Below are 13,821 nucleotides of genomic sequence, written 5' to 3' on the forward strand. Positions count from 1 at the left end.
CGCAGGTGCGGGGCCCTACCGGCCGCTCACTCTGAGCGTGATGTTCAGCCGCCCGGTCAGCCCCAACTCCGGCGGTGCGGTGCCCGGCTGCACCTTCGGCACACCGTGGTGGGCGAGCCGCGCCGGGCCGCCGAACACGAACAGGTCGCCGCTGCGCAGCTCGACGTCCGTGTACGGCCGGGTCCGGGTCTCGGGGTTGCCGAAGCGGAAGACGCAGGTGTCGCCGAGGCTCAGGGACACCACTGGGGCGTCCGAGTTCTCGTCGCTGTCACGGTGCATGCCCATGCGGGCGTCGGCGTCGTAGAAGTTGATCAGGGCGATGTCGTACGCGGCCTCGGCGTAAGCGGCCTGCGGTTCGCCCAGGGCGTCCCGTACCGCGCGGCGGCCCAGCTCGCCCAGCCAGTCGGGGAAGGGTTTCACCGGGGAGCCGTCGCCGTCGACGACCGTGCGGGCGTAGCCGTAGGGGTACCAGTGCCAGCCGAGGCAGACCTGGCGGGCGGTCATGGTGCCGCCGCCGGGGGTGCGCACCGTGCGCAGGCCGGCCGGTGGGCGGGCCCACGCGCGGCAGGCCTCCAGCAGCTCGCGCTGGCGGCCCGGGTCCAGCCAGTCGGGCACATGGACCGCGCCCGGCGCGACCTGCGTGCGCTGCCTGGGGAACAGCTCGGTGTCCATGCCCCCATCCTCCCCCACCGGCCTTGAGCTGCGGCTCTGTAGCGGCGTCGGGAAGAGCGGCGGCGTGGGGGCGTGCCTGCTCTTCCCCGGGGTCGCTTAGCCTTGACGCACGATGAACGACCGTATGACGACGCCCTGGGGCGAGCTCGCGCTGACCCGTTTCCCCGAGGACCCGCGTGAGAGGCTGCGTGCCTGGGACTCCTCCGACGAGTACCTCCTGAGGCATCTCGCGGAGCGGGAGGTGCCGCTGTCCGGGACGGTCGTGGTCGTCGGTGACCGTTGGGGCGCCCTGGTCACGGCACTCGCGGCGCACGGCCCGGCGCAGATCACCGACTCCTACCTGGCCCAGGAGGCGACCCGGGCCAACCTCGCCCGGCACGGCGTCGAGCCCGGCACCGTCCAGCTCCGCACCACGCAGGACGCGCCGCCGGAGCGCGTCGACGTGCTGCTCGTGCGGGTGCCGAAGAGCCTGGCGCTGCTGGAGGACCAGCTCCTGCGGCTGGCGCCCGCGGTGCATGAGGGCACGGTGGTGGTCGGTACCGGGATGGTGAAGGAGATCCACACCTCGACGCTCCAGCTGTTCGAGCGGATCCTCGGCCCGACCCGCACCTCGCTCGCCGAGCGGAAGGCCCGGCTGATCTTCTGCACACCCGAGCCGTCCGTGGCACGGCCCGCGAACCCGTGGCCGTACGCCTACGACCTCCCCGACGGCATCGGCCCGGTCTCGGGGCGCACGGTCGTCAATCACGCGGGCGTCTTCTGTGCCGACCGGCTCGACATCGGTACGCGGTTCTTCCTGGGGCATCTGCCGGACAGCAAGGGCGGCCGGCGGGTGGTGGACCTGGGGTGCGGCAACGGTGTCGTCGGTACGGCGATGGCGCTGGCGAACCCGGACGCCGAGGTGCTGTTCGTGGACGAGTCGTTCCAGGCCGTGGCCTCGGCGGAGGCGACGTACAGGGCGAACGGGGTGCCGGGGCACGCCGAGTTCCGGGTCGGGGACGGGCTGGCGGGGGTGCCGGCCGGGAGTGTGGACCTCGTGCTGAACAATCCGCCGTTCCACTCCCATCAGGCCACGACCGACTCGACGGCGTGGCGGATGTTCACGGGGGCGCGGCGTGCGCTGCGGCCGGGCGGCGAGCTGTGGGTGGTCGGCAACCGGCATCTCGGCTACCACGTGAAGCTGCGGCGGCTGTTCGGCAACAGTCAACTCGTGGCCGGGGACCCGAAGTTCGTGGTGCTGAGGGCCGTCAAGAGGTAGCCGTCCCGGTCTCAGGCCAGCACCCGGATGATGTCGGCCACCGCCCGCACCATCGCCTCCCGGCCGACGCTCAGGTACTTGCGTGAGTCGACCGCCTCGGGATGGGCGGCGAGGAAGTCCCGGATCGCTCCCGTCATGGCGATGTTGAGGGCCGTGCCGACGTTGACCTTGGCGATGCCGCCCGCGACGGCCGCGGTCAGTTCGCCGTCGGGGACGCCGGAGGAGCCGTGCAGGACGAGGGGGACGTCCAGGGCGCCGGCCAGGCGCTTGAGGAGGTCGTGGTCGAGGGTGGCGGTTCGGGTGGTCATGGCGTGCGAGCTGCCGACGGCCACGGCGAGGGCGTCGACGCCGGAGTCGGCGACGAAGGCGTGGGCCTCGGCCGGGTCGGTGCGGGCTCCCGGGGCGTGGGCGTCGAGGGGCGGCTCGCCGTTCTTGCCGCCGAGCCGCCCCAACTCGGCCTCGATCCACAGCCCTTGGGCGTGCGCCCAGTCGACGGCGGCCTTCGTCGCGGCGAGGTTGTCGGCGTACGGCAGCCTGGCCCCGTCGTACATCACCGAGCTGAACCCCGCGTCCGGCGCCTGGCGCAGCAGGTCGTCGCTCTGGATGTGGTCGAGGTGCAACGCGACGGGTACGGCGGCGTGTTCGGCGGCGGCGACGGCGGCGCGGGCGAGCGGGAGGAGACGTCCGTAGCGGAACCTGACGGCGTTCTCGCTGACTTGGAGGACGACGGCTGAACCCATCGACTCCGCACCGGCGATGACGGCCTCGACGTGCTCCAGGGTGATGACGTTGAAGGCGGCGACGGCGGAGCGGGCCGCGGCGGCGCGGGTGATGAGCTCGCCGGTGGTCACGAGGGGCACGGACTGTCCTTTCTCGGCGCGTGAGTGCCTGGGGCGGGTCAGGGAGCGAGGATCACCGAGCGGGTGAGGTGGCGCGGCCGGTCCGGGTCGAGGCCGCGGGCCGCGGCGACGGCGACCGCGAGGCGTTGGGCGCGGACCAGTTCGGCGAGCGGGTCGAGGCGGCCCTCGATCCACAGTCCGCCGGTGGACCGCACCTGTTCGGCCAGTCCCGCGGGTGCCGCACCGAACATCCAGGTCGCCGTGCCGCTCGTGGTGATGCTGATCGGGCCGTGCCGGTACTCCATGGCCGGGTAGGCCTCGGTCCAGGCGAGGGACGCCTCGCGCATCTTCAGCCCGGCCTCGTTGGCGAGCCCGACGGTCCAGCCCCGGCCGAGGAAGGTGAACTGCCCGCATTCCACGAGCCCTTCGGGCAGACCGTCGGCGAGGGCGGTGCGGGCGTCGGCCACGACGGTGTCGGTGTGCAGGCCGATGTGGGCGCGGAGCAGGGTGAGGGCGGTGGTCGCGAACCGGGTCTGCACGACGGAGCGTTCGTCGGCGTAGTCGAGGACGACGACCTCGTCGGCGGCCGTCATGACGGGCGTGTCCGGGTCGGCGGTCAGTGCCGTGGTGGGCGTACGGCCCTTCAACTTCCCCAACAGGTCGAGCACTTCGGTCGTCGTGCCGGAGCGGCTGAGGGCGAGGACACGGTCGTAGGCGCGTCCGTGCGGGAACTCCGAGGCGGCGAAGGCGTCCGTCTCGCCCCGGCCCGATCCCTCGCGCAGTGCGGCGAAGGCCTGTGCCATGAAGTACGACGTCCCGCAGCCGACGACCGCGACCCGCTCCCCCGGCTGCGGCAGGGCCCCGCCGAGGCCGGTCGCCTCGGCCGCCGCGCGGGCCCAGCACTCGGGCTGGCTGTTGAGCTCGTCCTCGACATGCGTCATGCCGCCGTCCTTCACGCTCTCGTTGAGCATCGCAGGTGCTGATGATTGTTCTTGCAAGATATCGCTAGCTTTCGAGCAGAATCAAGCATTACGCGGGAGAGGGGTGCGCTAAGGTCGCCGGAGATCGGGGAATGATCGAGGAATGGAGGGCGGATGTCGCGCGACGCCCGCTGGAAGGCGCTGCTGGAGCTGCTCGTGGAGCGGGGCCGGCTGGACGTCGAGGAGGCGGCCGCCGAGCTGGCGGTCTCGGCCGCGACGATCCGCCGCGACTTCGATCAGCTCGCCGAGCAGCAGATGCTCGTCCGTACGCGGGGCGGCGCGGTCGTGCACGGAGTGTCGTACGAACTGCCGCTGCGCTACAAGACCGCCCGGCACGCCTCCGAGAAGCAGCGCATCGCCAAGGCGGTGGCCGACCTCATCGCGCCCGGCGAGGCGGTCGGGCTGACCGGCGGCACGACGACCACCGAGGTGGCGCGCGCCCTGGCCGTGCGCAGCGACCTGGTGTCCGGTACGCCCGCGCTGACCGTCGTCACCAACGCGCTCAACATCGGCAACGAGCTCGCCGTCCGCCCCCAGTTCAAGATCGTGCTCACCGGCGGGGTCGCGCGCCCGCAGTCGTACGAGCTGATCGGACCGCTCGCGGACGGGGTGCTGTCTCAGATCACCCTCGACGTGGCGGTCCTCGGCGTCGTCGGCTTCGACACCACGCACGGCGCCGCCGCGCACGACGAGGCGGAGGCGGCGATCAACCGGCTGCTGTGCGAGCGCGCCGAGCGGGTGATCGTGGCCGCGGACTCCAGCAAGCTGGGGCAGCGGGCGTTCGCCCGGATCTGCGCGGCCGACGCGGTGGACACGCTGGTCACGGACACGGCGGCCACGGCCGAGACCGTACGGCACTTCGAGGAGGCGGGCCTGCGGGTCATCGCGGTCTGAGCCCGCGCGGTCCGGGCCCCGGATCCCGCTCCCGCACGTCCGATTCCACCTACGCTGGGAGCGAGGCGCACTGCGGTCAGGGACTCGGCGGGCCAGGGAGGCTGCGATGAGCACAACCCCGATCGGTACGGACGCATCCACGGCATCGCGCTATCTGCCGATCGCCGAGCACGGGCTGATCGGCGATCTGCGCAGTGTGGCCCTGGTCGGGACGGACGGCACGATCGACTGGTACTGCTGCCCGGCGTTCGACGCCCCGAGCGTCTTCGCGGCGATCCTGGACGCGGAGCGGGGCGGCTGCTTCGAGCTGGCGGCGGCGGTGCCGGCCCGGACCAAGCAGTTCTACTTCCCGGACACGAACGTCCTGATCACCAGGTTCTTCACCGAGGACGGCGTCGGCGAGGTGCAGGACTTCATGCCGGTGGACGGCAGCTCGGTCGAGTCCGAACGGCACCGGCTGATCCGGCGCGTGGTGTGCGTGCGCGGGTCGCTCCCGTTCCGTACGCGGGTCGCGCCGCGCTTCGAGTACGGCACCCAGCCGCACACCGTCCGTATGGTGGGCGAGGTCGCGGTGTTCGAGTCCGAGAAGCTGTCGCTCGGGCTGACCTCGACCATGCCGCTGGAGGTCGACGGGCCGGACGTACGCGCCGAGTTCAAGCTCGCGCAGGGCGAGTCGGCGGTGTTCGCGCTGGACCGGCTCGGCGCCGAGGTGACGCTGCGCCGGTGCGCGCGGACCGAGGCCGAGGAGCAGTTCAACAGCACGGTGGCGTACTGGCGGAAGTGGCTGTCCGCCTCCCAGTACCGGGGCCGCTGGCGGGAGATGGTGCACCGCTCCGCGCTCACCCTGAAGCTGCTCACCTACGCGCCGACCGGCGCGATCGTGGCCGCTCCGACGACGAGCCTGCCCGAGCAGCTCGGCGGGGAACGCAACTGGGACTACCGGTACGTATGGATGCGCGACGCCGCCTTCTGTGTGTACGCGATGCTGCGCCTGGGCTTCACCGAGGAGGCCGAGGCGTTCATGAACTTCCTGACCGAGCACGTCAGTCGGGGCGACGGCTGCCGGACCGGCCCGTTGCAGATCATGTACGGCATCGACGGCCGCGCCGAGCTGCCCGAGCGCGAACTTGGCCATCTGGAGGGGCACATGGGCTCCGCGCCGGTGCGCATCGGCAACGCCGCCGCCGGTCAGCTCCAGCTCGACATCTACGGCGCGCTGATCGACTCGATCTACCTCTACGACAAGTGGGCCAAGCCGATCTCCAGCGACCAGTGGGACGACGTGTGCGCGCTGGTGGACTGGGTGTGCGCCCACTGGGACCAGCCGGACGAGGGCGTCTGGGAGACCCGCGGCGGCCGTAAGAACTTCCTGTACTCGCGGCTGATGTGCTGGGTGGCGATCGAGCGGGCCATCCGGATGGCCAACCGGCGCGGCCTGCCGGCGGATCTGCCGCGCTGGGGCGAGTGCCGGGACACGATCTACCGGCGGATCATGAAGCGGGGCTGGTCCGAGGCCCGGCAGGCCTTCGTCCAGCACGAGGACGACGACGTGCTGGACGCGGCCGTGCTGATGATGCCGCTGGCGAAGTTCATCGCGCCGACCGACCCCAAGTGGCTGTCCACGCTGGACGCCCTCACCGAGGACCTGGTGTCCGACTCGCTGGTCTACCGCTACGACCCGCAGGCGAGCCCCGACGGGCTGCGGGGCGACGAGGGCACGTTCTCCATCTGCTCGTTCTGGTACGTCGAGGCCATGGTCCGGGCCGGCCGGGTCGACGAGGCGCGGCTCGCCTTCGAGAAGATGCTGACGTACGCCAACCATCTGGGCCTGTACGCCGAGGAGATCAGTCACTCGGGCGAGCAACAGGGCAACTTCCCCCAGGCGTTCACCCATCTCGCCCTGATCAGCGCGGCCTTCAATCTGGACCGCGCCCTGGGGTGAGGGCCGTTCACAGGGCTCAACGACAAGACATCCAACTTAGGCGAGGCTAGCCCTTCGTCGTCGCGGACGCGGTCGCCGACGCGTCGGCCGGGAGCCATGAGTTCGCGTTGGAGTGGATCGCGGACACGTGCGGGGCGGTGACGTCCACCGATGGCGTGGTGGCGGTGTTCGACCCCGCCGTGCCCGCGGCGGAAGCGGTCTGACCCCGCTCAGACGGACGCCGTGCGGCGGGCCAGCAGGGAGCGGTGGATCTCCCCCGCGCGGATCGCGGTCGTGGACAGCAGGGTCGAGGTGAGTCCGTGGGTGTGCTCGGTGCCGCCCTGGAGGTAGATCCCCGCGGTGACGTCGTTCGCGGTCTCCACGCGGTGGTCACGGGAGACCCGGATCGCGTCGCCGTCGTCCCGCAGACAGACCTTCGCCGCCTCGCCGAGCAGGGCGGTGAGGTCACGGGGCCGGTAGCCGGTGGCGTGCACGAGCAGATCGGCCCGGAGGGTCTGCTGCTCCCCCGTCGGCAGGAACTCGACCGCCACGTCGAGCGCGCCGTCGCCGCGTTCTCGTACGTCGCGGATGCGGGAGACGTTGAGGAAGCGCAGCCGCTCCCGGCCGGTGACCTTCTCCTGGTACGCCTGGGCGTACAGGGCCTCGATCAACTCCATGTCGACCACGGAGTAGTTGGTGGAGCGGTGGTAGTCGAACAGGGACTGTTTGACCTCGGAGGGGGCGGCGAAGTACACGTCCACCGCCTCCGGGTCGAAGATGCGGTTGGCGAACGGGCTGTCGTCGGCCGGGGTGTAGCCGTACTTGGCGAACACCGCACAGACCTCTGCCTCGGGGAACGAGCGGTGCAGATAGTCGACGGTCTCCGCGGCGCTCTGCCCGGCACCGAGGACGACCGCGCGGCGCACCGGCGCACCGGTGGTGGCGAGTTCGGTCACGCGGGGCAGTAACTGGCTGTTGTGCCAGACGCGTTCGGAGAGTTCCACGCCGGGCGGCACATGGGGCTCCAGGCCGACCGCGACGCTGATGTCACGGGCCCGGCGGGTGACGGTCCGGCCGGGGCGTTCCGGGTCGCGGCAGACCACGTCGAAGTGCGTGACCGTGCCCGTCTCGTCGCGGACGGGGTCGATGGCGGTCACCACATGGCCGTACGCCACCAGGTGCCGCACCCGCTCGGCGGCCCACTCGAAGTATTCGTGGAACTCCACGCGGAGCGGGAAGAGGGTCTTCTGGTTCAGGAAGTCGACCAGCCGGCCGCGCTCGCGCAGGAAACACAGGAAGCTGAAGTCGCTGGCCGGATCGCGCAGCGTGACAAGGTCCTTGAGAAACGACACCTGCATCGTGGCGTCGTCGATGAGCATGCCCCGGTGCCAGCCGAAACCCGACTGCCGTTCCAGGAAAAGGGCGTTGATCCGACGGTCCGCCGGAAGGTTCGCGTTGTGTTCGTCAATCGCTATGGCCAGGGCGAGATTTGACGGCCCGAAGCCGATTCCGAGGACGTCGTAGGTGGTGTCCGATCCCGTGAGCGGTGACTTCACCGTGGCATCGCCTCCCTCAGGCAGCCACATGTTAGATAAGGTTAGCCTTACCTTGCAATGGAGCCCGCCGAAGGGGAGAACCGCATGCGCGTCGCCATGTTCGGCTACCAGACCTGGGGCCACCGCACACTCCAGGCCCTGCTGGACTCCGACCACGAGGTCGTCCTCGTGGTCACCCACCCCAAGAGCGACCACGCCTACGAGAAGATCTGGGGCGACTCCGTCGCCGAGCTGGCCGAGAAGCACGACGTCCCCGTCCTCCTGCGCAACCGACCCGACGACCCCGAACTCCTCGCCGCGCTGCGCGAGGCCAGGCCCGACATCCTCGTGGCCAACAACTGGCGCACCTGGCTGCCGCCGGAACTCTTCGACCTGCCCCCGCACGGCACGCTCAACGTCCACGACTCGCTGCTGCCGTCCTACGCCGGCTTCTCCCCCATCATCTGGGCGCTCATCAACGGCGAGGAGCGGGTCGGCGTCACCGCGCACCGCATGAACGCCGAGCTGGACGCCGGGGACATCCTGGTGCAGCGCTCGGTGACGGTCGGGCCGAACGACACGGCGACGGACCTGTTCCACCGCACGGTCGACCTGATCGCACCCATCGTGCGCGAGTCGCTGGACCTCATCGACTCCGGCCGGGCGGCCTCGCACTGGCAGCCCCAGGACCGCAGCCGCGCGACCTTCTTCCACAAGCGGTCCCTGGAGGACAGCCGCATCGACTGGCACTGGCCCGCGGAGCGCCTGGAGCGACTGGTGCGGGCCCAGTCGGACCCGTATCCCAACGCGTACACGTTCCATCGCGGGCAGCGCATCAGGATCGTCTCGGCCGCCGTCTCCGAGGGCCGCTACGGCGGCACTCCGGGCCGCGTCTTCATTCCCGAGGGCGACGGCGTGGTCGTCGTGGCCGGCGCGGACGCGCACAGCGGCCGCCACCCGGGTCTGGTCATCCGGCGGCTGCGCACCGACGACGGCATGGAGTACGCGGCGAGGGACTACTTCCGCACGATGGGGGGCTATCTCTCCAGCCACCCGTGACCAAAGAACGCCAACTGCCGCCAAAAGCGAAGAAGTTGTCCGAAACTCATTGCTAAGGCAAGGCTTACCTTGCTTTACTGGCGCGCATGTCGAGAAAGCTCCTCAGCACCCTTCTCACCGCCGCCCTGGCCGCCGCCCTGGCGGCCTGCGGCTCCGTCAAGGACGACTCGAACACCTCCTCCGACACCTCCGGAGACGCGAAGGCGGACTCCTCGTCCGCCTTCCCGGTGTCCATCAAGCACAAGTTCGGCACCACGAAGATCGCCAAGGCGCCCGAGCGGATCGTGGTGATCGGCAACGGCGGCACCGACGACATCGACGCGCTGTACGCCCTGGGTGTCACACCGGTCGCGGTCTCCAAGGACGCCCTCAGCAAGGACGGCGTCTACCCCTGGCTGAAGGACAGGATCGACACCGGGAAGACCGAGCTGCTCGACACGCTGACCGCCGTCGACTACGAGAAGGTCGCGTCCCTCCAGCCCGATCTGATCCTCGCCACCTCCGACTTCACCCTGGACAAGGACTACAAGAAGCTCGCCGCGGTGGCGCCGACCATCGGCTACGAGACGGCCTGGGGGCAGCAGACCTGGCAGGAGCACGTCCAGGTGGTCGCGCAGGCCGTCGGCAAGGAGGAGCGGGGCGCGCAGGTCATCAAGGAGACCGAGGACAGCATCGCCGCGGTGCAGGAGAAGCACCCGAAGCTGCGGGGCAAGACCTACAGCCTGTCCATCGGCAACACTCCGGCGAAGATCTTCACGATCGCCTCCGAGGACGACTTCGCCGCCAAGCTGATGAGCCAGGTCGGGATGGGTCTGACGCCGTCGGTGAAGAACATCAAGACGGTCAACGGCAGCCCGACCGGCGAGCTGTCCTTCGAGCAGCTCGACAAGCTCGACGCCGACCTGGTCGTCATCGCCTTCACCACACCGGATCTGAAGAAGGCGTTCGAGTCCAGTGACCTGGTGAAGAACATGGCCGCGGTGAAGGACGACCGGTACGTCGTCACCGACGTCGCGACCATCAGCCAGCTCCGCAGCCCGTCCGCGCTGGGCATCCCGTGGGCACTGAACAACCTGGAGCCGGGCTTCGAGAAGCTCGACTGACCGCCCGAGGGGGGCGGCGGAGGAGGGGCTGGGGCACCTGCGGGCACCCCAGCCCCTCCTCCTCGTGTCTCCTCAGGTGTCCCGCAGCGCGGAGTCGATCTCCTCCGCCGACATGTCCTCGATCTCCAGGTGGATCGCGGCGACCTGTTCGAGCCGCCCGGCCGTCTCCTCCTCGGCGGAGAGCCGCTTGGCCATGCCACCGGCCGTGAGGGTCGCGAACAGGGAGCGTACGGACACCTCCGAGGTGTCCAGCGCCTCCCGCAGCCGGCCGACGATCACGGTCGCGAGGACCGAGTCGCCGCCGAGGGCGAAGAAACCGTCGTCGAGGCCGACGCGTTCGACGCCGAGGACGTCCTGCCAGACACGCGCCACGACCGTCTCCAGGGCGGTGCCGGGGGCCCGGTGCCGCTCCGCCTCGTCCACCTGCCACAGCTCCCGCACCGCACGCCGGTCGAGCTTGCCGTTGGGGGTGAGCGGGAGCTCCTCGGCCACGGTGATCCGGGCCGGGACCATGTGCGGCGGCAGCACGGAGCGCGCCCAGTCGCGCAGCTCCTCCTCGGCCGTGCCGGCGTCGGCGGCCACCGCGGCCGCCAGCTGGACGCCCTGCCCCCGGGTCAGCCCGGCGACGGCACGCCGTACGGCGCGGTGGCCCGCGAGCGCCGACTCGACCTCGCCCAGTTCGATCCGGAAGCCACGCAGCTTGACCTGGTGGTCCCGGCGGCCGAGGAACTCCAGGGTGCCGTCCGGCCAGTACCGCGCCAGGTCACCGGTGCGGTACCAGCGCAGCCCGTCGGCCTCGGTGAACTTCTCGGCCGTACGGGACGGATCGGCCCGGTAGCCGAGGGCCACCCCGTCCCCGCCGATCCACAACTCACCCGGTACCCAGTCCGGACAGTCCCGCCCGTGGCCGTCGACGACCCGGCAGCGGACGTTGCGCAACGGAGTCCCGTACGGCACCGCCCGCCAGTGCGCCGGGACTTGCCCCTCGGTCACCTCGCAGACCGTGGAGTGGATCGCGGTCTCCGTCGTCCCGCCCAACCCGGTGAACCGGCACCCGGGGGCCCGCTCCGCCAGCCGCCCCGGCAGGTCGGTGCCCACCCAGTCGCCGCCGAGCAACACGGCTCGCAGGCCGACGAGTTCGCCGGGCGCGGTGGCGAGCAGAAGCATGTCGAGGAGCGGGGGTGCGCAGTTGAGGACCGTCACTCCATGGGTGCGGACGAGGTCGGCCCACTGGCTCGCCTCGCGCCGGTCGTCCTCGTCGACCAGCACGACGGCGCCGCCCGCGCTCAGCAGCCCGAAGACGTCGTAGACGGAGAGGTCGAAGTCCAGGGCGGACAGGGCGAGACAGCGGTCCGAAGTACCCACGCCGTAACGGTTGTTGAGGTCGTCGACGGTGTTCATTGCGGCCCGGTGCGGGACTTCGACGCCCTTGGGTTCGCCGGTGGAGCCGGAGGTGAACAGCACGTACGCGGGCTGTTCCTCTTCCACGGTGAGCGGCTTCGCGACGGGTGCGGCGGTGCGCAGGGCCTCGGCGACGGGCAGGGCGTGGACGCCGGCGTCCTCGAACGGGCGTCCGTCGGTCAGCGCGACCCGGAACCCGGCGGTGGCGCGGATGCGGTCGCGGCGGGCGGGCGGCTGCTCGACGCCGATCGGCACGTACGCGGCGCCGGCGGCCAGCACGCCGAGGACCGCGGTGATCTGGTCGGGCCCCTTGGGGAGGCTGACCGCGACGGTGTCGCCGGGCCGCACGCCATGTGCCACGAGGACGGCTGCCGTACGCAGGGCGCGGTCCGCCAACTCGCCGTAGGACAGGGCTCCTTCGGTGGCCCACAGCAGGGCCGGAGCATCCGGCTGCTCGGCGGCGCGTTCGAAGAAGCCCTGGTGGAGCAGCCGGTGGCTGCGCGGGCCCTCGGTGGAGTTCACCTTGGCGCGGACCGCCGACTGCTCGGCGGGCAGCAGAGCGGGGAGCGGGCGGTCCCAGACCGTGTCGTCGGTGCCGAGCCGGGTGACGAGCCCGTGGAAGGCGGTGAACATCGCGTCGACCAGTCCGGCCGGGAAGGCGTCCTCGCGGACGTCCCAGTTGACCAGCAGTCCGCCGTCGACCTCGGTCACCTGGGCGTCGAGGAGCACCTGCGGCCCCTGGGAGATGATCCAGACGGGTTTGCCGAAGCACTTCCGTACGCCCGTGTCGAACAGTTCACCGAGGTTGAGGGCGCTGGTGAACACCACGGGCGCCAGGACCTGCTCGCCGCCCAGCCGGGACAGGTCGCGCAGCACCTCCACACCGGAGTAGTCGGAGTGCGCCGCGTCGGTGTGCATACGGTCCTGCAGGCGCCGTGCGTGATCGGTGAACGAGCCCGGTTCGGTCAGGTCGACGTCGAGCAGCACCGAGCTGGTGAAGTCGCCGACGAGCAGGTCGACGTCGGGGTGGGAGCCCCTGCGATCGAACATCGGGACGTTCAGCAGGAAGCGCGGCTGTCCGCTCCAGGCCGCCAGCACCTCCGAGAAGGCGGTCGCCACCGCCATGGCCGGGGTCAGCCCGTGCTGGTGGGCGCGGGCGGTCAGCCGCCGCTTCTCGTCCGGCGGCAGCCAGTGGTGCCGGCGGGTCACCCGCGTCGGGTCGGTGCGCTCGGCCTCGGGGACGAGCGGGAGTTCGGGGGCGCTGGGCAGTCCGGGTATCCGCTGCTGCCACCACCGCTGTGCCTGGTCGCGGCTCAGCCGCCGTACGTCCGCGCGCTCGGCGAGGTACTCCGGATAGCTGGTGCGGATGGCCGGGAGCGGTGTGCCCGGGTCTTCGTACAGTTTGGCGAGGTCGGAGAGCAGCACCCGGTAGCTGAGCGCGTCGGCGGCGAGCATGTCGACGTCGACGTGCAGTCGGCTCGTGCCGTCCGGCAGCAGCGACAGCCGCACGGAGAAGACCTCACCGGCCGCGATGTCCAGGCGGGCGTGCGAGGAGGAGTGGCGGACGTCCTCCAGCGCGGCCGCGGCCGCGTCGGCGTCCAGCGTGCGCAGGTCGTGAAGGACGGTCGCGGGGCCGGTGAGGTCGGGCAGGATCTGCTGGCGGCCGTCGTCGGTGAAGCGGGCGCGCAGCATGCCGTGGCGGGCCGCGAGGGCCCGTACGGCCGTGTCGAGGCGGCTTGGGTCGACGCCGGTGCCGTCGAACTCGACGTAGAGGTGGGCGGCGACGGAGCCGAGGGTGGTCGCGTCGCCGCGGCCGATCCAGTACGCGTGCTGCATCACGGCCAGCGGGAACGGCTCGCGGGGTTCGGGCGCGGCGGGCGGCGGGGGCGGGGTCCGTTCGGCGGCCGGGACGTGGGCCGCGAGCAGCTCCCGCCAGGCGCGCAGGGTCGGTTCCTTGGCCAGTTCGGCGAAGCTGACCCGGACGCCCCGCTTGCGCCAGCCACCCGCGATCCTCATCAGGGTGATCGAGTCCAGGCCCCAGGCGATGAGGCTGTCGTCCTCGCTCGGCGCCGCCTTCGAGCCGAATGTGTCGGTGACCGAACGGAGCAGCTCGTCCGCGGTCGGGTGGTGCTGCGTCACCGGTTCCTCCGAAGTCGTCC

General features: G+C 71.2%; 10 protein-coding genes. 5 read left to right on the forward strand and 5 right to left on the reverse strand.

Features of this window, described 5'->3' with window-relative positions; genetic code table 11:
- Positions 1-15: 15 nt before the first annotated feature.
- On the reverse strand, positions 16-672 hold the full coding sequence (locus tag AQJ67_RS07835) for an alpha-ketoglutarate-dependent dioxygenase AlkB family protein (protein WP_062717306.1): 657 nt from the start codon (positions 670-672) through the stop codon (positions 16-18).
- Positions 673-784: 112 nt separating this feature from the next.
- On the opposite strand from AQJ67_RS07835, the gene AQJ67_RS07840 reads away from it, so the two are divergent.
- Positions 785-1,930, forward strand: a complete 1,146-nt coding sequence (locus tag AQJ67_RS07840) for a methyltransferase (RefSeq protein ID WP_244190385.1) — start codon at positions 785-787, stop codon at positions 1,928-1,930.
- Between the two features lie 11 nt (positions 1,931-1,941).
- On the opposite strand, the gene AQJ67_RS07845 is transcribed toward AQJ67_RS07840, so the two are convergent.
- A complete protein-coding gene (locus AQJ67_RS07845) occupies positions 1,942-2,790 on the reverse strand; it encodes a class II fructose-bisphosphate aldolase (protein ID WP_062717308.1) in 849 nt (282 codons plus the stop codon).
- Positions 2,791-2,828: 38 nt separating this feature from the next.
- The gene (locus AQJ67_RS07850; RefSeq protein ID WP_062717518.1) at positions 2,829-3,710 is read right to left on the reverse strand and encodes an SIS domain-containing protein; all 882 of its coding nucleotides are present in this window, start codon (positions 3,708-3,710) and stop codon (positions 2,829-2,831) included.
- A gap of 153 nt (positions 3,711-3,863) precedes the next feature.
- Here AQJ67_RS07850 and AQJ67_RS07855 point away from each other — a divergent pair, with 153 nt between their 5' ends.
- Together AQJ67_RS07855 and AQJ67_RS07860 are read left to right on the forward strand one after the other, a co-directional pair.
- On the forward strand, positions 3,864-4,643 hold the full coding sequence (locus AQJ67_RS07855; protein ID WP_062717309.1) for a DeoR/GlpR family DNA-binding transcription regulator: 780 nt from the start codon (positions 3,864-3,866) through the stop codon (positions 4,641-4,643).
- 106 nt (positions 4,644-4,749) lie between these two features.
- Positions 4,750-6,585, forward strand: a complete 1,836-nt coding sequence (locus AQJ67_RS07860; protein ID WP_062717310.1) for a glycoside hydrolase family 15 protein — start codon at positions 4,750-4,752, stop codon at positions 6,583-6,585.
- A 209-nt stretch (positions 6,586-6,794) separates the two neighbouring features.
- Here the strand turns inward: AQJ67_RS07860 and AQJ67_RS07865 are convergent, their stop codons facing one another.
- Positions 6,795-8,120, reverse strand: a complete 1,326-nt coding sequence (locus tag AQJ67_RS07865; protein ID WP_062717519.1) for a lysine N(6)-hydroxylase/L-ornithine N(5)-oxygenase family protein — start codon at positions 8,118-8,120, stop codon at positions 6,795-6,797.
- Between the two features lie 84 nt (positions 8,121-8,204).
- On the opposite strand from AQJ67_RS07865, the gene AQJ67_RS07870 reads away from it, so the two are divergent.
- Positions 8,205-9,158: a methionyl-tRNA formyltransferase gene (locus tag AQJ67_RS07870; protein WP_062717520.1), complete on the forward strand. Its 954-nt coding sequence runs from the start codon at positions 8,205-8,207 to the stop codon at positions 9,156-9,158.
- Between the two features lie 86 nt (positions 9,159-9,244).
- Entirely contained in the window at positions 9,245-10,261 is a 1,017-nt protein-coding gene (locus AQJ67_RS07875; RefSeq protein WP_062717311.1) for an iron-siderophore ABC transporter substrate-binding protein, read from the forward strand.
- A gap of 72 nt (positions 10,262-10,333) precedes the next feature.
- On the opposite strand, the gene AQJ67_RS07880 is transcribed toward AQJ67_RS07875, so the two are convergent.
- Positions 10,334-13,801 carry a non-ribosomal peptide synthetase gene (locus AQJ67_RS07880; RefSeq protein WP_062717312.1) on the reverse strand — a complete coding sequence of 1,156 codons (3,468 nt, stop codon included), beginning with the start codon at positions 13,799-13,801 and terminating at the stop codon, positions 10,334-10,336.
- Between the last annotated feature and the right edge of the window lie 20 nt (positions 13,802-13,821).

It is taken from the genome of Streptomyces caeruleatus, assembly GCF_001514235.1.
Lineage (GTDB): Bacteria > Actinomycetota > Actinomycetes > Streptomycetales > Streptomycetaceae > Streptomyces > Streptomyces caeruleatus.

Bases quoted from the DNA above. Each gene is read 5' to 3' on its own strand.
- AQJ67_RS07835 (WP_062717306.1), bottom strand. From the start codon at position 672: ATGGACACCGAGCTGTTCCCCAGGCAGCGCACGCAGGTCGCGCCGGGC.
- AQJ67_RS07855 (WP_062717309.1), top strand. From the start codon at position 3,864: ATGTCGCGCGACGCCCGCTGGAAGGCGCTGCTGGAGCTGCTCGTGGAG.
- AQJ67_RS07875 (WP_062717311.1), top strand. From the start codon at position 9,245: ATGTCGAGAAAGCTCCTCAGCACCCTTCTCACCGCCGCCCTGGCCGCC.
- AQJ67_RS07840 (WP_244190385.1), top strand. From the start codon at position 785: ATGAACGACCGTATGACGACGCCCTGGGGCGAGCTCGCGCTGACCCGT.
- AQJ67_RS07850 (WP_062717518.1), bottom strand. From the start codon at position 3,710: ATGACGCATGTCGAGGACGAGCTCAACAGCCAGCCCGAGTGCTGGGCC.
- AQJ67_RS07870 (WP_062717520.1), top strand. From the start codon at position 8,205: ATGCGCGTCGCCATGTTCGGCTACCAGACCTGGGGCCACCGCACACTC.
- AQJ67_RS07860 (WP_062717310.1), top strand. From the start codon at position 4,750: ATGAGCACAACCCCGATCGGTACGGACGCATCCACGGCATCGCGCTAT.